Below are 17,974 nucleotides of genomic sequence, written 5' to 3' on the forward strand. Positions count from 1 at the left end.
CGGTTGGGGGTATGGGCGGCGGTGGAGGCCGCCCACCCCTATCCGACGTCTAGATCTGCATCGGGGCGTTCATCGCGGGACAGGTTGATACCCAAGGCGGCGTTGGCGGAGTCCAATTCGTCGTCGTCATCGCTGGACAGCTCCATCGGGGTGCCGTCGGCCGCGAGGACCTCGACGTTGAGGCACAGCGACTGCAGCTCCTTGAGTAGCACCTTGAAGGACTCGGGAATTCCCGGATCAGGGATGTTCTCGCCCTTGACGATGGCCTCGTACACCTTCACGCGGCCCACCACGTCGTCGGACTTGATGGTCAGCAGTTCCTGCAGCGTGTAGGCGGCGCCATAGGCCTGCATTGCCCACACCTCCATCTCGCCGAAGCGCTGGCCACCGAACTGGGCCTTACCGCCCAGCGGCTGCTGCGTAATCATGGAGTAGGGGCCCGTGGAACGAGCGTGGATCTTCTCGTCCACCAGGTGGTGCAACTTGAGCATGTACATGTAGCCCACGGAGATCGGATGCTCGAAGGGCTCGCCGGAGCGACCATCCATTAACTGGGCCTTGCCGAAATCATCGACCATCCGCTCGCCATCCCGGTTGGGCCGGGAGGAGCGCAGCAGGCCGGACAGCTCCGCGTTGGAGGCACCATCGAACACCGGCGTGGCCGTCAGGGAATCGGCGGGCACGTCGTAGAGCCCCTGGGGAAGAGTCTTCAGCATCTGCTGAATCTTCGGGTCCTGGGAGTCTAGGTCCACGGCCCAGCCGGCCTTGGCCAGCCAGCCCAGGTGGACTTCAAGCACCTGGCCGATGTTCATACGGCGGGGCACACCGTGGGTGTTGAGGATGATGTCCACCGGGGTTCCGTCCGGCAGGAAGGGCATGTCTTCCTGGGGCAGGATCTTGCCCACCACGCCCTTGTTGCCGTGGCGGCCGGCCAGCTTATCGCCGTCCTGGATCTTGCGCTTCTGGGCAACGTAGACGCGAACCATCTCGTTGACCCCGGGAGCCAGGTCGTCGTCGTCCTCGCGGGAGAAGACCCGCACGCCGATGACCTTGCCGGTCTCCCCGTGAGGAACCTTCATGGAGGTATCGCGAACCTCTCGGGCCTTTTCGCCGAAGATGGCGCGCAGCAGGCGCTCCTCCGGGGTCAGCTCGGTTTCACCCTTGGGGGTTACCTTGCCCACGAGGATGTCGCCGTCGCGAACATCTGCACCGATGCGCACGATGCCGCGGTCGTCCAGATCGGCGAGCACGTCCTCACCCACGTTGGGGATATCCCGGGTGATTTCCTCCGGCCCCAGCTTGGTATCGCGAGCATCGATCTCGTGCTCCTCGATGTGGATGGAGGTGAGGATGTCCTCCTCCACCATGCGCTGGTTGAGGATGATGGCGTCCTCGTAGTTGTGACCCTCCCACGGCATGAACGCCACGAGGAGGTTCTTGCCCAGAGCCATCTCGCCGTTGTCCGTGCCCGGGCCGTCGGCAATGACCTGGCCCGCCTCAACGCGATCACCCTCGTCTACCAGCGGCTTCTGGTTGTAGCAGGTGCCCTGATTGGTGCGCTCGAACTTGCGCAGCATGAAGGTGTCGCGAACACCCTCGTCATCCATGACGGTGATGTAGTCCGCAGACACGTACTCCACAACGCCCGCCTTAGGGGCGATGATGACGTCCCCCGCGTCATAGGCGGCGCGCAGCTCCATACCGGTGCCCACGAAGGGGGCCTCGGAACGCAGCAGTGGCACGGCCTGGCGCTGCATGTTCGCGCCCATGAGGGCACGGTTGGCGTCGTCGTGCTCGAGGAAGGGAATCATGGCCGTTGCCACGGAGACCATCTGCCGCGGGGACACGTCCATGTAGTCCACCTCGGAGGCGGGCACAACCTCCACGTCGCCGCCGCGCAGGCGCACCTCGATCGTCTCCTCCGTGAACCGGTGGTTCTCGTCGAAGGGGGTGTTGGCCTGGGCGATGATGTGCCGATCTTCCTCATCGGCGGTGAAGTAGTGCACCTCATCGGTGATCTGGCCATCAACCACGCGCCGGTATGGCGTCTCGATGAACCCAAAGGGATTCACCCGGGCGTAGGAGGACAGGGAGCCGATCAGGCCGATGTTCGGCCCCTCCGGAGTCTCGATGGGGCACATGCGCCCGTAGTGGGACGGGTGAACGTCGCGCACCTCCAGGCCGGCCCGCTCGCGGGACAGGCCGCCGGGGCCCAGGGCGGACAGGCGGCGCTTGTGCGTTAGACCAGACAGGGAGTTGTTCTGGTCCATGAACTGGGACAGCTGAGAGGTGCCAAAGAACTCGCGGATAGCCGCGGAGACCGGGCGCACATTGATCAGCGAGGTGGGAGTGATGGACTCGGCGTCCTGCGTCGTCATCCGCTCGCGAACCACACGCTCCATCCGGGACAGGCCCACCCGCACCTGGTTCTGGATGAGCTCACCCACGGTGCGCAGGCGGCGGTTGCCGAAGTGGTCGATGTCGTCCACACCGATCGGGACTTCCACGCCCTCCGGGGAAGTCATGGACTTCTCCCCCGCGTGCAGCCGCACCAGGTACTCGATGGTGGTGAGGATGTCTTCCTCCGTGAGGGTCATGGTGCCCTCGTTGTCCCCACCGAGGCCGAGCTTCCGGTTGACTTTGTAACGCCCCACCTTCGCCAGGTCGTAGCGCTTGGCCTTGAAGAAGGAGTTCTCCAGCAAAGCCTGCGCGGAATCGCGGGTAGGAGACTCGCCCGGGCGCTGCTTGCGGTAAATCTCCAACAACGCCTCATCCGTGTTGGCCACCCCGTCCTTTTCCAGGGTGGACATCATGATCTCGGAGAAGCCAAAACGGTCGGTAATTTCTTGGGTAGTGAGACCCAGGGCTTTCAGCAGGACGGTGACCGGCTGGCGCCGCTTACGGTCGATGCGGACACCAACCGTGTCCCGCTTATCCACGTCGAACTCCAGCCACGCGCCGCGGGAAGGGATCACCTTCACGGCGTGCAACGGGCGCTCGGTGGATGCGTCGATAGACGAATCGAAGTACACGCCCGGGGACCGGACGAGCTGAGACACCACGACGCGCTCGGTGCCGTTGATGATGAAGGTGCCCTTGTCCGTCATCATCGGGAAGTCACCGATGAATACCGTCTGGGACTTGATCTCACCGGACATGTTGTTGGTGAACTCGGCCGTGACGTACAGCGGAGCCGCGTAGTTGATGTCCTTATCCTTGGCTTCGTCGATGGTGGTCTTCACCTCGTCGAAGCGCGGCTCGGAGAGCGTCAGCGACATGTTCTCCGAGTAATCCTCGATGGGAGAGAGCTCCTCGAGGATGTCCTCCAGCCCGCTGGTAACGCGGGCGCCTTCGCCGACCTTGGCCTGTTGGCGGGCACGCCACTCAGACGTGCCGACGAGCCAAGCGAAGGATTCACGTTGCAGGTCGAGGAGGCCAGGAACCTCAATGGGGGAGTCGATCTTCGCGAAAGAGAATCGCTGAGAAGCTCCGGGAATTCCGGCGACTGAACTAGTCTGGCGGGAGACTGCCAAGATGGGTCCTTCCAGCACCTCGGGCGGGAACGACGGGCCCCAAACCGCACGCCGCAGCGTGCTATCCGGCCGCCGTCACTTACCCTTGCATGAGCGCACGGTGATTGTGATGGTCGTTGTTGTGGCTTAAGATCGCCCGCGCACGTAGCGTGCGTAGGAACAGCTAAATGACCTTGTCAAATCGCGATTGTGGAACCGTGTGGACGACCCTCGAATGCCCACAATCGGCTACCAACCCCGCTCATTGCCAAGGCCGATGTGTGATGATGTGCCTCATCAGTTCACCTGTCTGCCGCAATGCACACGTGATCTAAGCCAGCGCAAACAGCAATCCTATATCACAAAGGCCCCAACGGCAAAACCCCGACCGGCGGCAATCCTGCCGCCAACCGGGGAGTTGGGTCAAACTCATAGGAGAGAGCGAAGCCGCTCCGGAACCTACTTGAGGGAAACCTTGGCGCCAGCCTCTTCGAGCTTGGTCTTGGCAGCCTCGGCGTCCTCCTTGCTTGCGCCCTCCAGGAGAGCCTTGGGAGCGGACTCCACGAGGTCCTTGGCTTCCTTCAGGCCCAGGCCGGAGACGATCTCGCGGACGACCTTGATGACGCCGATCTTCTTGGCGCCGGCATCCTCCAGGACGACGTCGAACTCGTCCTTCTCCTCGGCAGCGGCAGCGCCCTCAGCACCCGGGGCGGCGGCAACAGCCGCGACGGGAGCAGCGGCGGTGACGTCGAAGGTGTCCTCGAACAGCTTGACGAACTCGGAGAGCTCGATGAGGGTCATCTCCTTGAAGGCCTCGATGAGCTCATCGTTGGTGTACTTAGCCATAGTGGCTTGTCCTTTCGTGTGTTGTTGCTTTGTGGTGGGCGTTCCTGCACGCCCGGAGCGGAACTAGTCCTTTTTCTCCTGCAGGGCAGCAGCCAGGCGGGCGACCTGGGAAGCAGGAGCGTTGAACAGTCCGGCAGCCTTTGCCAAGGAACCTTGCATGGCACCAGCCAGCTTGGCCAGCGTGGTCTCGCGGTTGTCCAGCTCTGCGATCGCATCGACCTGAGCTGCGGACAGCGCGCCACCATCCATGTAGCCGCCCTTGATCACGAAGTTCTTGTGATCCTTACCGAAGTCCTTCATGGCCTTCGCGGCATCCACAGCTTCCCCGTGGATGAACGCGACGGCGGTCGGGCCAGTCAGCAGGGTCTCGTCGAGCTCCATGCCGGCATCTCGAGCAGCCAGCTTGATCAAGGTGTTCTTGGCGACGGAGTAGGTCACATCAGAACCCAGGGCCCGGCGCAGCTCGGTGGTCTCTGCCACGGAGAGGCCACGGTACTCGGTGAGCACTGCGGCGTCTGCCTTGGAGAAACGCTCGGTGAGCTCTGCCACGGATGCGGTGTTCTTCTGGTTTGCCATACTCTCGCCTCCTTCCTCGTATTTTTCGGTGTACGTCTGTACGTGCACCGGCGATCATGCGAAGGAAACACTAGCCACAACGACGATGCGCCCTATGCCTGCAGGTGAGGCACAGGGCGCAACGTGGACACCGGAGGGCTGGGGTCAGCTTTCCACCTCAACCCCGCGCTCCCCTTACCGGAGGACCCCGCCGTAGCGGGATCCCGCTCTAGCGGCGGGGTCTGGGGGAGATGTGTCGAGAACATTCCCGGTGTTCGCTGTACGTCTCTTGTGTTACCTGCGTAGGCCGTCATCGTGATGATGATCCTTCAACCCCACGCTGCGGTCGATGTACCGCAACTATGTGGTGACCGACGGTCTTGGGTGAAAACTTGAACGTAGTCAAACTTCCTCGCAGCATGTTAGCCGCGCTGGGGTCGAACCACAAAATCCGCCCCTTGTGCCCGCTCACCGGGAATACTGGTAACCGTCCACCTTGGCAACCCCCGCCTTTTCCGCAATCGATAGCTACCCCCCAGGAGACCGAAGAACGATGCCCCAGAACCCATCCGATGCAACCGACTCCACGCAGTCCGGCGAACAGGTCGGAACCAACCTCGGTTTCCTGCCCGCTTTTCTCGTCTCCCTGGCCAAGCCCACCCTCAAGCCCAAGGGAGTAAACGACTTCTCGCCTGTTGCCGAGGGGCAGGTACCCGTCGTGCTCATCCACGGCACCTGGCTCAACGCCTTCAACACGTGGTCCTACCTGGCCCCCCAACTCGAGCATGCGGGCTACCGTGTTTTCGCCTTCAACTACGGCCGGGATACCTACTCGCTAACGGGTAAGCCCAAGGCGGTGTACGGCACCGCGAGCATCCTAGAGAGCCAGAAGGAGGTGGCCGCCTTCATCGACGAGGTACTTGAGCGCACCGGCGCTCGGCAGGTGGATCTAATTGGCCACTCCCAGGGTGTTGCCCAGGCTCGCCTTTACCTCACGGATTCCGGGGGCGCGAACCCGGAGCACCCAGAGCAGAACAAGGTTCGCAAGCTGGTGGGCATCAGTGGCTGCAACCACGGCACCACCCTGTCTGGCGTTGCCTCTTTCGGAAAGTTCCTGGATCGCACCGGCATCCTGGACGATCCCATCCGCCGCGTACTGGGGTCTTCGGCGCTGGATCAGCGGCTTGGCTCGGACACGGTGGCCCACCTCAACCGCCACGGCGATACCGTTCCGGGCGTGGACTACACAATGATCTGCTCCCGCTACGACCAGATCGTCACCCCCTGGCGCACTCAACGCCTAGAGGCGGGGCCCGGCGCTACGGTCCGCAACCTGCTGGTGCAGACCGGCAACGTGAAGGATTTCTCCGACCACATGGCCGTGCTGTACTCGCCGAAAGTGCTGGACCTCGTTCTCGAGGCCCTGGAAGGGGAGGAAAGCTACCGGTCGGGCCACCCCCACGTCACCGGCACGGTTTTGCCTTTCCTCGGGTCTCTGCCCAAGGTTCCGTGGCGGCAAGTGCTGCGCCGCAAGTAGGCGTAGTTCCCCCCGGTCCCCTCCCCCTTCGGAAGGGGACCTCCCCCTCGGAGCGAAAGGGGACTTACGCCTCGACGGTGAAGTCCTTCACCACGGTCTCGTCCACGTGAACAGACGGGCTGTTGGTGGCGGAGAAGGTCACGCGCTTGAGGTACTTGCCCTTCGCGGCCGAGGGCTTGATACGCAGCAGCTCGTCGATGAGCGCACCGTAGTTCCCGGCGAGCTGTTCCTCGGTGAAGGAGGCCTTGCCGATAATGGCGTGCAGGTTGGAGGCCTTGTCCACGCGGAAGGAGATCTTGCCGCCCTTGATCTCGCGGACAGCCTTGGCCACGTCGGTGGTCACGGTGCCCGTCTTGGGGTTCGGCATGAGGCCGCGCGGGCCCAGGACTCGGGCGACCCGGCCAACCTTGGCCATCTGGTCGGGGGTGGCGATGGCGGCATCAAAGTCCGTCCAGCCGCCCTGGATGCGCTCGATGAGCTCGGAGGTGCCCACCACGTCTGCGCCTGCCTCCTCGGCGGCGGTGGCGTTCGGCCCCTCCGCGAACACGACGACCCGCACGGTCTTACCCGTGCCGTTGGGCAGGGAGACGGTGCCGCGGACGAGCTGGTCCGCCTTGCGGGGATCCACGCCGAGGCGGATGGCCACGTCGATGGTCGGGTCGTAGCTGGTGGGGGCGATTTCCTTCACCAGCTTGATGGCGTCCAGCGGACGGTAGGTGCGGTTCTTGTCGATCTTTTCCAGGGCGGCGCGGTAGGCCTTGGACGTCTTGCTCATTGGAGCTCCCATTCGTATGTCATCGGTCGCCGCCGCGTTCGGTATCCCTCCTTCCGCTTGACCAACCACCTGCGCTCCGAGCGGGGCCGATGGTAGAAGTTCACGGAAGGAGGGCGGACAGAAAGCGGGGGCGGACCGCTTGGTGTAGCGGAAGTTGTGGTCTCGTGGGCGCGAAGTTCCCTCGCGGGCCAGCAAGATTGGGCCCTGCCACGGTTGTTCCTGTATGTGCTCTTCGCCTTGTGGTGGGGGTGTCCGCTAGGCGGGCATTCCCTCCACGGTGATGCCCATGGAACGAGCGGTACCGGCGATAGACCGGGCACCCATTTCCACGTCGTTGGCGTTCATGTCTTCCTTCTTGGTCGCAGCGATTTCCTTGCACTGCTCCCAGGTCACGGAGCCGACCTTATCGGTGTGCGGCACGCCGGAGCCCTTTTGCAGGCCGGCTGCCTTGAGCAGGAGCTTGGCTGCGGGGGGAGTCTTCAGCTTGAAGGTGAAGGTGCGGTCCTCGTAGACCGTAATCTCCACCGGCACGATGTTGCCGCGCTGGGACTCGGTAGCGGCGTTGTAGGCCTTGGTGAACTCCATGATGTTCACGCCGTGGGCACCCAGGGCCGGGCCGACCGGCGGTGCCGGGGTGGCCTGACCAGCGGGGATCTGCAGCTTAATGAGGCCGGAGACCTTCTTTTTCTTCTTCGGTGCCATCAATTACCTTCTTTCTGTTATCGGGCCCCCCATGCGCCCGTGATGCCCGCGCGAGGTGGGTGGCGTCCGCAAGAAAACAGAACATGAGATTGAGGACGCCACCAACCCGGCGCTACCCCCAGTGATGGCCACCGAGGGGGACAACAATGCTGGTGGGAGCGGGGGATCCCGACCGGATGCCGGATTTTCACCAGCCACCGGAATGTGTATAGAACCGGGCTAACCCTAGTTCAGCTTCTCTACCTGATCAAATTCCAGCTCCACCGGGGTCTCGCGGCCGAAGATGGAGACCATGGCCTTCAGCCGGTTGGTGGATGTGTCGATCTCGGAGATCGTGGCCGACACAGAAGCGAAGGGGCCGGACAAGATCGTCACGGACTCGCCGACCTCGTAATCGACAACAACCTCGTCGCCTGCGGGCTTCGGCGGGGTGGCGATGCCGGTGGAGGACACGTCCACCGCCCCGGCAACCTCCCCGTCCTCGCCCTCCGGCTTGGCCGCTGCGGTGGCGGTCTCCGGGGGCAGGAGGAACTTAGCGACCTCGCGAACCTTCACCGGGGTGGGCTTGCCCTCGTTGCCGACGAAGCTGGTCACGCCCGGGGTATCCCGCACCACGGACCAGGAGGCATCCTCCAGGGACATGCGCACCAGGACGTAGCCGGGCAGCAGCTTCCGCTTCACCTGCTTGCGCTTGCCATCCCGCAGCTCCGTGACTTCCTCGATGGGCACGACGACCTCATGGATCAGCTCGTCTACCCCGAGGGTCTGCGCACGCATCTCCAGGTTGGTCTTCACTTTGTTCTCGTAACCGGAGTAGCACTGGATGATGTACCAATCGCCGGGGAGCTTCTTCAGCGCGCGCATGAATTCGCGGAGGCGGGTCTTGTAGGCCTGCATCGCGGCATCTTCCAAATCCTGCTGGGCTGCTGCGGGGTCGGCTCCAAGTTCAGCCGCACCGGAGTCGGCGGACGCCGCGGCACCGGAGGAGGAGTCCGCGGCAGATTGAGAGGTATCGGCCGTTAGGGAAGCGCCGCCGTCGGCCGTAGCGGGGTCCCCCTCGTGGCCATCGTGATCACCCAACTGCTGGGCGGCGGTGACATCCGCCCGCTTTTCCGCCACTTCCCGCTGCACGTCCTCCTGGGCGGCGGCGGCAAGGGTTTCAGCGGTGAGCTGCTCCGGCTGGGTTTCGGTGGTTTGAGCTGCTTCTATCTGGGTTTCTGCGGCGTGGTTGTCTTCGGACATAGCGGTTGATGGTCCTTTCTTCGGGTGCCTCCGGCTAGCAAAGGTCTCGACCGGGAGGTTCAGGATGACCTCCGGGGGAAGGTGCGCCGGTAAGAGAGGCAGCACCCGATAGCCTCACGAAAAATCCGCCTCCCCGGAAGCGGTGGAGGCGGCTTGTTATGCGTGCGAGTGTAGCACGCTTAAACGTCGAAAATGAACTTGAGGGCGAGGTTTGCCACGTAATCCACGCCCGCCACGAGGGCCGTCATGAGGGCCAGGAAGACAAGGACCACGATGGTGTAGGTCACCATCTCCCGACCCGTAGGCCAGATGACCTTGGACATTTCGCGGAACACGCCCTTGACGTAGTCCACGATCGCCGCAAAGGGGTTGCGACGGGTCTTGACGACGTCCGGGGACTTGCGGGCAGTGCGTGCAGGCACTTTGGCCGTGGAGGGAGCACCTTCGGAAACCCCCGCGACCTGCCGCTTCCCCTCTGGGCGCAAGCTGGCGGTTCGAGTAGCACCCCGGCGAGACGGGGTCTTCTTGCTCTCGTCGCTCACAGATACGCCTCCTCGAGACGGGGTTCATTCGCGATACTTCCACGCGAGGTGGGGGTTCGTTGTCCCACTGAAGATGCTAACCGAAGTTCGGCAGCACTTCCCGGGGAACCTTGCAGGGGCGACAGGACTTGAACCTGCAACCTGCGGTTTTGGAGACCGCTGCTCTGCCAATTGAGCTACGCCCCTTCGAACTAAGGAAGTGCCGGGGACGCATGCGATATGGCGTGTTCCCGGCGCAACACGCAAGGAGTCTAGCAGCCCGGCGGGGGCGGGGGAAATTGCAGCGGCCCGTGGCGGGGCGCGCCCGCGGCCGACGGTGCGGGGGACCGTTGTCGGAGATCGGAAGCCATCGCGCCAGCGCGCGGAAAACCCCGCCCTCGCACCACCCCGAAAGTCAACGGGGAGAGACGAAAGCGGGGCCTTCGTTATTGGTAGCGGTGGGGGGACTCGATCCCCCGACCTCACGATTATGAGTCGTGCGCTCTAACCAGCTGAGCTACACCGCCACGGTCATCATCACCTTTGGCATCCGACGATCGAGCGCTGTCGCGCAGGAGCGCGCGGTAGCCACCGGAAATGACAGAGCCCCCTGACGGAATCGAACCGTCGACCTTTTCCTTACCATGGAAACGCTCTGCCGACTGAGCTAAGGGGGCATCACTCCACACGGGCCAGCAAGTTCACACCTGAGGGCCGTTGAAGCCTGAGAAAGCATAACCACCCGGCGGCTTGATCTACAAATCGGCTGTTCCACGGGGTTTTCCAGCACCAATCGTCGGAACCTCGCCCCGATCCGATGGCACAACAAAGGAGGAGGGAACCAACCGAGTCCGCGTCGAGCGAATCTCGGAGGGTTCCCTCCTCCTGGATTGGCCGCAGTACGACCGTGGTGCCAGATGATGGATTCGAACCAACGTAGGCAGAGCCGACGGATTTACAATCCGCTCCCTTTGGCCGCTCGGGCAATCTGGCGAACACCTCTCGGTGCGGTAGGTACCTTACTACGGGCGGTGATCGTTTACCTAACCGGGCCGCGGCGCTGGGGAAACGGCGGTTTTTCTAGCAGCTACCCCCCCTCGTTAGCCCAGTCGACGCAGCGCGAAATCCATGAGATGGCGCAAACCGTCCGCCGCTGGACCGGCAGGAAGCTTAGCCAGTTGCTCCTCCCCCAATTGCCGGTATCGCTCCACGGTGTGTTCCGCCCGCTCCCGGCCGGCGGACGCCCGAATCAACTCGAGGGCCTCGGCCACCAGGGCATCGTCGGACACGGGGCCCGTCAGGATTTCCCGCAACCGAGCCCCGCCCGGGCTGTCCTCCTGCAGGGCGTAAAGCACGGGCAGAGTGAACACCCCCTCCCGTAAATCGGTTCCTGGCGTCTTCCCCGATTCCTCCGACGGGGACCACACATCGATGATGTCATCCACAATCTGGAAGACCTGCCCCAGATAGCGGCCAAACTGCTGCAGAGCGCGGGACTCCTCCTCGGTAGCTCCGGCGTGCTTACTGCCGAGGTACCCGGCGGAGGCGATGAGCACACCCGTCTTCTCCTGGATCACTTCCATGTAGTGGTCCACCGGATCCACACCGGGAGCTGCGCCAACGGTCTCCCGCATCTGCCCGGTGACGAGCTCGCGGAAAGTGCGCGCGGAGTGGCGGACCGTCTCCACCCCAAGATCCGCCATCATGTCTGAAGCGACGGCGAAGAGGTAATCCCCCGCAAGGATGGCGATCGAATTATTCCAGCGGGCATTAGCGGATTTCGCGCCCCGCCGTCGATCCGCCTCGTCCATCACATCGTCGTGATAGAGGGTGGCCAGGTGGGTGAGCTCCACCACCACAGCGGCATCCACGACCTCGGCACTTTCCGCCCGCGGCCCGAATTGCGCCGCAATGAGTGCGAAGACCACGCGGAAGCGCTTGCCCCCTGCCCGGGCGAGGTGGCTGATCTTATCCGTGAGGAAATCCTCCCCCTGCACGAGAACAGCGGTCAGGCGTTCTTCCGCCCGGGCCAGCCCGGCGGAGATGGTGGCGTTGAGATGGGCATCCCCAAGGTCCGGCGCTACCGGCGGATTCGCAGCGCCGCCTGCCTCGCGTGTAACCATGTCCTGCGTTGCCCTCATCCTTTGGTTTCCGCGCCCCGCCGTGGCAGGGCCCCAAGTCCGTTCCCACGATACAGTAGCGGACCTCCCCCGCCGGGGCCCCCTCGCGTGCAACAATCGACGACGATGCCCAAGTCAGTCCCGTCCGCACACCCCACCCAGCCGCGCGCCCCAAAACCGAGATCCGCCGAGCAGCTCACCGCCGATGTCCTCATCATCGGTGGGGGACCCGCAGGCTCCTCCGCCGCCTGCCACTGCGCCGCCCAAGGGTTGGACACCCTGGTGGTGGACTTCGCGGACATGCTGGAACACCCCCGGGACAAAACGTGCGGGGACGGGTTAACCCCACGGGCCGTTACGGCGCTGCAGGACATGGGGGCGGGGCACATCCTGGCCCACCGCCCCGCCATCGAGGGGCTCAAGCTGCACGGTTTCGGCGGATCCGTCACAGTCCCCTGGCCGAAACAGAACAGGTTCGCCCCACAGGGCAGCGCCATCGCCCGAACGGAACTCGATACGGCCCTGCTGGCCCACGCTGTGGCTTCCGGGGCTCGGTTCCGCGGCGGCCTGCGCGCCGTGGCTGCCCACACCAATAAGCTCCAGCCATCCTCTGTTACCAACGTTCGATGCGTGGACACGCTGGTCGGGGAGCACCCGGTGGATATCCGGGCTCGTTGGGTCCTGCTCGCCGAGGGGGTACGCAGCCGCATTGCCCGCCAGCTCGGGGTGTACTGGCTGCGAGGCATGGTGCACGGGGTGGCAGCGCGCAGCTACATTCGCACCCCGCGGGGCGGGGAACCGTGGATTCATACGGACGTGGAGCTGCGCGACGGACAAGACCAGGTCCAACCGGGTTACGGTTGGGTCTTCCCGCTGGGGGGCGACCGGGCAAATCTGGGCTGTGGCGCCCTGGCGACTGACCGCTACCCGGTGCAGGTGGGCACGAAGAGGTTGCTGCACACCTACGCGGAGCAGGTGCAGGGTTATTGGCACCATTCGGGGCCCACGGACATCACCAGTGCCCTACTGCCGATGGGTGGGGCGGTCACCCGGGTGGCCGGGGCCAACTGGGCGGCACTTGGGGATACCGCGGCGCTAGTGAACCCGCTGAACGGGGAAGGCATCGACTATGCCCTGGAGAGTGGACGCTTAGTGGCCCAGGCCATTGGGGAGGCCGGTCCCGCCGGGCGACGGGGAGCGGGAGGCAGCCTCAGTCGGCTCTGGCCCGATCTCTTGCGCAGTGAGTACGGCCACGCCTTCAGCATCGCCCGGCGCCTGGCCTTGCTCATCGCGGTGCCTGGCCTGCTGCCCTCCTTTGGCCCTCTGGCCATGCGGGGCCCCACTGCTGCCCCGGTAATGGGCGTGGCGGTGCGGTTCATGGGCAACCTCGTCACGGCAGAAGACCGGGATGTTGCGGCCCGGGTGTTTCGGGCGGCGGGCCGCGTTAGCGGGGTGTGGGACCGGGTGGCAGCAGCCGAGTCCCGGCCGTTGTTCGGGTAGCCGGTTCGCCGGGTGGTCGGCCAGGGCCCCGCCCGCTAGGCCTTGACCGCAGTGTGCAGCGCCACGATGCCTGCGGTGAGGTTGCGCCAGGTGACGTTGGCCCACCCATTGGCCTGGATCTCTGCGGCGAGGGTCTGCTGGTCTGGCCACGCGCGGATCGATTCGGCGAGGTATTCGTAGGCCTCCGCGTTAGAGCTAACCACCCGCGCGACCGCGGGCAGGGCGCGCATGAGGTAGTTCTTGTACACCTCGGAGAACACGGGAATCACCGGCGTGGAGAATTCCGCGATGGCCAGCTTGCCGCCGCGCTTGGTAACGCGGGCCATTTCGCGCAGCCCGGCACGGAAGTCTACGATGTTGCGCAGCCCATAGCTAATGGTCACAGCGTCGAAAGTGTTGTCCGCGAAGGGCAGTTGGGTGCCGTCGGCGCAAAGTTTGGGCACGTCGCGATGGGATCCGGCGGCGAGCATGCCGTAGGAGAAGTCGCAGGCGATGCAGTAGGCCCCGGTGCGGGCGAGTTCCTCGGTGGACACCGCAGTCCCAGCGGCGAGGTCGAGCACGACGTCGGTGGGCTTGAGGTCAAGGCGCCGCCTGGTTTCCCTGCGCCAGTGGCGGTCCTGGCCGAAGCTGAGGACCGTGTTGGTGAGGTCGTAGTTTTTACCCACGGCGTCGAACATCGTCGCCACGTCGTGGGGTTTTTTTTCAAGGCTGGCGCGGGACACGGTTGCTCATTCTACGCACCGGGTCGGGCAGGGGCGGGGCGAACGTCCGGGCTACGTCCAGCCGACGTCATCCGCCTGCGAGTCACCCACGCGGTAAGGTGCCGGGTTAGCTGGCCAGCTCGGCCGCGGCCTGTTGCTGCTGCGCCCCGACCTCGATGTGTGGGCGCCGTTGGGAATGGGGGTTTTCGGCGGTGGCGGATGCTGCGGGGGCTGCGGTGGGCACTACGGTCTTTTCTTCTGGACGCCGGGAGCCACCGCGCCGGCCACCAGCCTGCGCCGAGGCGAAGGCGGCCCGCCGGTTCACGGGCTTGGCGTTCGCCCCAAGGCCGGCGGCGTGCTGGTACACCGCGCGTTCGTAGTACCCCACCAACTGTTCGCATAGGTCCGGCCAGGTCTTGCCCTTGATGCCGGCGAGCGCGTTGGCCCGGTAGCTTTCGATGCCCTCCTCGATGATGCGCTCCACGGCGAGGGGCAGTTCTGCGGTGAACCCGCGCACGCTAAGCAGGTGCCCATTGCTGCCGGGTTGGATGAGGTCGATCGGACCACCCGCCGCGGGGGCGATGGTCGGCAGCCCGGAGGCCTGAGCCTCCTGAATGGCCTGGCAGAAGGTCTCGAACTCCCCGGTGTGGACGAACACGTCCAGGCTGGCGTAGCCGCGGGCCAACTCCTCCCCGTGCAGCTCCCCGGTGAACACGGCGGTGGGCATGAGCTTCTGTAGCTGGCAGTGTTCGGGGCCACCGCCGATGATGACGATCTGCACGTTGTCCATCCCGTTGAGCGCTGCCATGCGTTCCACGGACTTCTCCGCAGCCAACCGCCCGACGAACCCAACGATGACGCGCTTATGCTGCGCGACGGGGTTTTCCCCCAGCCCGGCGCGGACCCGCTGGCGTTCCCCGGCGAACAGCCACTGGCGGCGGAGGGCGAGGTCCCGTTTGGAGGGCTGGAATCGCGCTGCGTCTACCCCTCTACCCCAGTGGTAGATGTTGCGCACGTTGTGCTCCTCCAGCTCGTCGATCGTCACGGAGCTGGGGGCGAGCGTCAGGGTGCAACTGTTGTGTAGACCGCGTGTCCACTGCCAGGCCATCGTGGACAGAGCCTTGGCCTTGTAGTTGTTGGCAAACCCGGCCACGTCCGTCTGGTAGACCGCCACGCAGGGCAGGCCGAGGGCGCGGGCGGCGAGAGCTCCGGCACCGCCGAGCACGAAGGGGCTGGCGAGGTGCACCACGTCCGGGTTGAACTGCTTGAGCTCCATGAGCACACGCGGCAGGGGAACACCGATGGGCAACGAGTTAATGCCGGGGATCTCCACCGTGGGCACGCGGGCGATGCGGTACCCGGCGTACTGGAAAATCTCTTCCTGGCGGTAGCGAGCGCCGGGGGCGATGACCAGGGCTTCGTGACCGTGGCGGCGGAGGTGTTCCAGGACCCGGAGAACGGAATTGACCACGCCGTTGACGTTGGGCAGAAAGCTCTCGGCAACAATAGCGACTCGCATACCGGACAGCCTCTCTGGTGGAAGCCACAACGCCGTGGATATGGCGTTACGGCCGTGCCAAAAGTTAACAAACGTTAGGTTAAGAAACACACCTGCCTTCACGTCCCCGCAGGTGGGCTCCCATGGTTTTCCACCCAGCGCTTCTTGCGCCACCGTAGTACGGCCGCTAGCACAGCCGCGATCACCAGTGCGAGCGCCAGCGAGGAGAGCGCCGGGCGAAAGGCCAGCAGCCAGCTACGCCCCTCCACCTTGACGTTCTTCGGATCGGAGGCCTGGTACTCCACGCGCACCCGCTGCCCGGTCTGCAGGCCCACGGGGTACTTCAGCCCCGTGTCCGGCTGGTAGTAATTACCGTTCGCGTCGCGGAAACGCACCGTCGTGCGGGTCCCGTCCGCACTCACGACCGTCGCCACCGCCCGGGCCCGATCCCGGGCGATGCGGGCATCGTCGATGCCGCTGGAGATCACCAAGCCGCTGCACACAAGGATGGCGAAGATCCCAAAGGCCACAATGGCCTGCGCCGCCCTCCGGAACCGCAGCGGGAGAACGTAGGTTTCGGATACCGGCCGGGCCACGCCGGGGTTGTTGGCGTCCATTAGCTCTTCCCTCCCCGAGCCGCAATGGCCTGCTCCAGGGCTCGCCGACCGTGCCGATCCACACACGCCTCCACCAGAACCATCCCCGGGTGCCGCTGCTCGGGGTCGTACAGCTCCCCCTCATTGTGCCGGTGAAGCAGGTCCTCTAGCTCGGCCAGTGTCTCCGCCCGGTGGTAGGCCACCCCCGCCGCCGCGCAGGCGCCAGCGATCCGATAGCCCGTGGGCGTGCCGAACACCCGCTCGAAGGCCGCCGTCCCGTCGGCGAATGCCCGCAGGTCCTCGGCGCCCGGCTCCAATCCCTCGAAGATCGCGCCCCCATCATCGTTGATCACCACGAGGAGGAGATTCTCCGGCGCGGGTTCCAAGGGCCCGATGGACAGGCCGGTGGCGTCGTGAATGAATGTCAGGTCCCCCATCACCGCCACCGTCCGCGGCGCCCGAACCGCATCGGGATGACCGGCTTCGTGGCACAGGGCCACCCCGATGGCCGTGGAGACGGTCCCATCGATTCCCGCCGCCCCCCGGCTGGAAAAGGTCTCCACCCCCGCGAAGGGCAACCCGGCGCGGGAGGCGTCCCGGATGGTGGAGGAAGCCCCGATGACACAGGCATCCCCATCCCGGAGGGAATCGGCGACGGCGGCCATGGCATGCACCCCAGTGAAATCGGGCCACTCCCCGCCCTCTGCCAGGGATTCCCGCACGGCCTCCACGCCAATGTCGCTGATCGCCCGGCAGGCACGGATCCACTGCTGCGGGCTTGTGCCCACCAGGCAAACGGAGCTACCGACTTCTCGAACGGTATGGGCCACGTCGGGGATAGTTGTGGTGTCCGTCAGAACGACCACCCGAATACTGGGGTCCGCCAGCAGTGTGGAAACGCTGCGGTGCAACGTGGGCCGCCCCACCACGATGATCTGTTCCGGCCGAAGGTCCAGGTCTCCCCTATTGACCGTTTTGGTGAACAAGTGGGCCGCCCCGGAGTGCACGGGAAATTCGGGGCTGGGGCTCATGGGTTCTGCCAGCACCGGCAGCGGGGCCAGCGCCTCCAAGACTGCCCGGGCCCAGGGCCGCTGGCTCACCGCCCCGGCCACCACCAGCGTTGGGGCGGAGATGTCCACCTGGAGCTCGCCGTAGGGTTCCCGGGCGGGGGCTCGGTAGCTGCGCTGGGGTTGTGCGGCATTGCCCTGCTCGGCGACGCGGCGGGCGAGCATGCTCATTTCCGTTGTGCTGTGCGGGACCAGCCCGTCGTCGAGGGGGATGTCCAGGTGCGCGCCCCCGCCGCGGGCAGGGTCCGTTGCCGCCCCCAGCAGGCGGTCCACTACCGCTCGGGCGTGGCGCTGGGCGGCATCCAGGTTCTCCCCCCGGGCTGCGGTGGCGGCATCCAAGCCCTCCGCGGCCACGGCATGGGCGCCGAAGATGTCGCGCTGGTCGATGGTTTGGTTAGCACCGGACCCCAGGTAGGACCAGGGCCGGTTGGCGGAGAGCACGAGCAGCGGGATGTGGCTGAGGCTGGCCTCCACCATGGCGGGCAGGCACTGGGCCACGGCCGAGCCGGAGGTCATGACGATGGGAACCGGGCGGCGGGAGTACTGCGCGAGCCCCAGGGCCAGGAAGGATCCAGTCCGCTCGTCCGTGCGGACGTGCAGGCGCAGCCTGTAGGTGCGGGCGGCTTCGGTGAAGGCCAGGGCCAGCGGGGCGGAGCGGGATCCGGGGCAGACCACCGCTTCGCGCACGCCGCAGCGGATGAGCTCGTCGACGACGACGGCGGCCGTGTACATCGCCGGGCTCGGCGGGGTCTGGTCGGTCTCCTGCGGGGTATTCACACTGCTTAAACCTAGCGGTGCCGGT

The 17,974-nt window shown here is 65.2% G+C and carries 14 protein-coding genes and 4 tRNA genes; 2 read left to right on the top strand and 16 right to left on the bottom strand.

All coding sequences use genetic code 11. The features are described 5' to 3' along the window. Nucleotides 1–38: 38 nt before the first annotated feature. From rpoB to rplJ, 3 genes are all read right to left on the bottom strand, one after another. Nucleotides 39–3,551, bottom strand: coding sequence for a DNA-directed RNA polymerase subunit beta (gene rpoB, locus CHEID_RS08975; protein WP_112768806.1), 3,513 nt, complete (start codon nucleotides 3,549–3,551; stop codon nucleotides 39–41). A 420-nt stretch (nucleotides 3,552–3,971) separates the two neighbouring features. Then, nucleotides 3,972–4,358 (bottom strand): 50S ribosomal protein L7/L12, encoded by a 387-nt coding sequence (gene rplL, locus CHEID_RS08980; RefSeq protein ID WP_112768805.1) that lies wholly within the window; start codon nucleotides 4,356–4,358, stop codon nucleotides 3,972–3,974. 63 nt (nucleotides 4,359–4,421) lie between these two features. Next, nucleotides 4,422–4,934: a 50S ribosomal protein L10 gene (rplJ, locus tag CHEID_RS08985; protein WP_112768804.1), complete on the bottom strand. Its 513-nt coding sequence runs from the start codon at nucleotides 4,932–4,934 to the stop codon at nucleotides 4,422–4,424. Between the two features lie 532 nt (nucleotides 4,935–5,466). On the opposite strand from rplJ, the gene CHEID_RS08990 reads away from it, so the two are divergent. Next, nucleotides 5,467–6,450: an esterase/lipase family protein gene (locus tag CHEID_RS08990; RefSeq protein ID WP_112768803.1), complete on the top strand. Its 984-nt coding sequence runs from the start codon at nucleotides 5,467–5,469 to the stop codon at nucleotides 6,448–6,450. A gap of 64 nt (nucleotides 6,451–6,514) precedes the next feature. On the opposite strand, the gene rplA is transcribed toward CHEID_RS08990, so the two are convergent. The 9 genes from rplA to CHEID_RS09035 all read right to left on the bottom strand — a co-directional run bounded on the left by rplA (nucleotide 6,515) and on the right by CHEID_RS09035 (nucleotide 11,813). Further along, a complete protein-coding gene (gene rplA, locus CHEID_RS08995; protein ID WP_112768802.1) occupies nucleotides 6,515–7,225 on the bottom strand; it encodes a 50S ribosomal protein L1 in 711 nt (236 codons plus the stop codon). A 255-nt stretch (nucleotides 7,226–7,480) separates the two neighbouring features. Beyond that, complete coding sequence (rplK, locus tag CHEID_RS09000) at nucleotides 7,481–7,927, bottom strand: 50S ribosomal protein L11 (protein WP_112768801.1); 447 nt, start codon at nucleotides 7,925–7,927, stop codon at nucleotides 7,481–7,483. A 225-nt stretch (nucleotides 7,928–8,152) separates the two neighbouring features. Next, nucleotides 8,153–9,169, bottom strand: a complete 1,017-nt coding sequence (gene nusG / locus CHEID_RS09005; protein WP_112768800.1) for a transcription termination/antitermination protein NusG — start codon at nucleotides 9,167–9,169, stop codon at nucleotides 8,153–8,155. A 179-nt stretch (nucleotides 9,170–9,348) separates the two neighbouring features. Then, nucleotides 9,349–9,711: a preprotein translocase subunit SecE gene (gene secE / locus CHEID_RS09010; RefSeq protein WP_238599230.1), complete on the bottom strand. Its 363-nt coding sequence runs from the start codon at nucleotides 9,709–9,711 to the stop codon at nucleotides 9,349–9,351. Between the two features lie 113 nt (nucleotides 9,712–9,824). After that, nucleotides 9,825–9,897, bottom strand: a tRNA-Trp gene (locus tag CHEID_RS09015). Between the two features lie 243 nt (nucleotides 9,898–10,140). After that, nucleotides 10,141–10,217 (bottom strand) — tRNA-Met (locus CHEID_RS09020). Nucleotides 10,218–10,294: 77 nt separating this feature from the next. Further along, nucleotides 10,295–10,367 (bottom strand) — tRNA-Thr (locus CHEID_RS09025). 231 nt (nucleotides 10,368–10,598) lie between these two features. Further along, nucleotides 10,599–10,683: transfer RNA gene (locus CHEID_RS09030), tRNA-Tyr, on the bottom strand. 107 nt (nucleotides 10,684–10,790) lie between these two features. Then, the gene (locus tag CHEID_RS09035) at nucleotides 10,791–11,813 is read right to left on the bottom strand and encodes a polyprenyl synthetase family protein (protein WP_112768799.1); all 1,023 of its coding nucleotides are present in this window, start codon (nucleotides 11,811–11,813) and stop codon (nucleotides 10,791–10,793) included. 123 nt (nucleotides 11,814–11,936) lie between these two features. On the opposite strand from CHEID_RS09035, the gene CHEID_RS09040 reads away from it, so the two are divergent. Next, nucleotides 11,937–13,310, top strand: a complete 1,374-nt coding sequence (locus CHEID_RS09040; RefSeq protein ID WP_112768798.1) for a geranylgeranyl reductase family protein — start codon at nucleotides 11,937–11,939, stop codon at nucleotides 13,308–13,310. Between the two features lie 35 nt (nucleotides 13,311–13,345). On the opposite strand, the gene CHEID_RS09045 is transcribed toward CHEID_RS09040, so the two are convergent. The 4 genes from CHEID_RS09045 to menD all read right to left on the bottom strand — a co-directional run bounded on the left by CHEID_RS09045 (nucleotide 13,346) and on the right by menD (nucleotide 17,949). Continuing rightward, complete coding sequence (locus CHEID_RS09045; protein WP_112768797.1) at nucleotides 13,346–14,032, bottom strand: demethylmenaquinone methyltransferase; 687 nt, start codon at nucleotides 14,030–14,032, stop codon at nucleotides 13,346–13,348. Nucleotides 14,033–14,138: 106 nt separating this feature from the next. Next, nucleotides 14,139–15,530, bottom strand: a complete 1,392-nt coding sequence (locus CHEID_RS09050; RefSeq protein WP_112768796.1) for a glycosyltransferase family 4 protein — start codon at nucleotides 15,528–15,530, stop codon at nucleotides 14,139–14,141. A gap of 98 nt (nucleotides 15,531–15,628) precedes the next feature. After that, complete coding sequence (locus CHEID_RS09055) at nucleotides 15,629–16,126, bottom strand: DUF3592 domain-containing protein (protein WP_112768795.1); 498 nt, start codon at nucleotides 16,124–16,126, stop codon at nucleotides 15,629–15,631. After that, nucleotides 16,126–17,949, bottom strand: a complete 1,824-nt coding sequence (menD, locus tag CHEID_RS09060; RefSeq protein ID WP_238599229.1) for a 2-succinyl-5-enolpyruvyl-6-hydroxy-3-cyclohexene-1-carboxylic-acid synthase — start codon at nucleotides 17,947–17,949, stop codon at nucleotides 16,126–16,128. The genes CHEID_RS09055 and menD overlap by 1 nt, the downstream gene beginning before the upstream one ends. Nucleotides 17,950–17,974 lie beyond the last annotated feature (25 nt).

It is taken from the genome of Corynebacterium heidelbergense (genome assembly GCF_028609845.1).
GTDB classification, from domain to species: Bacteria; Actinomycetota; Actinomycetes; order Mycobacteriales; family Mycobacteriaceae; genus Corynebacterium; species Corynebacterium heidelbergense.

Excerpts from the sequence above, each read along its gene's own strand:
- rplL (WP_112768805.1), bottom strand. The coding sequence starts at position 4,358 with ATGGCTAAGTACACCAACGATGAGCTCATCGAGGCCTTCAAGGAGATG.
- rplJ (WP_112768804.1), bottom strand. The coding sequence starts at position 4,934 with ATGGCAAACCAGAAGAACACCGCATCCGTGGCAGAGCTCACCGAGCGT.
- CHEID_RS08990 (WP_112768803.1), top strand. The coding sequence starts at position 5,467 with ATGCCCCAGAACCCATCCGATGCAACCGACTCCACGCAGTCCGGCGAA.
- rplA (WP_112768802.1), bottom strand. The coding sequence starts at position 7,225 with ATGAGCAAGACGTCCAAGGCCTACCGCGCCGCCCTGGAAAAGATCGAC.
- rplK (WP_112768801.1), bottom strand. The coding sequence starts at position 7,927 with ATGGCACCGAAGAAGAAAAAGAAGGTCTCCGGCCTCATTAAGCTGCAG.
- nusG (WP_112768800.1), bottom strand. The coding sequence starts at position 9,169 with ATGTCCGAAGACAACCACGCCGCAGAAACCCAGATAGAAGCAGCTCAA.
- CHEID_RS09035 (WP_112768799.1), bottom strand. The coding sequence starts at position 11,813 with ATGGTTACACGCGAGGCAGGCGGCGCTGCGAATCCGCCGGTAGCGCCG.
- CHEID_RS09040 (WP_112768798.1), top strand. The coding sequence starts at position 11,937 with ATGCCCAAGTCAGTCCCGTCCGCACACCCCACCCAGCCGCGCGCCCCA.
- CHEID_RS09050 (WP_112768796.1), bottom strand. The coding sequence starts at position 15,530 with ATGCGAGTCGCTATTGTTGCCGAGAGCTTTCTGCCCAACGTCAACGGC.
- CHEID_RS09055 (WP_112768795.1), bottom strand. The coding sequence starts at position 16,126 with ATGGACGCCAACAACCCCGGCGTGGCCCGGCCGGTATCCGAAACCTAC.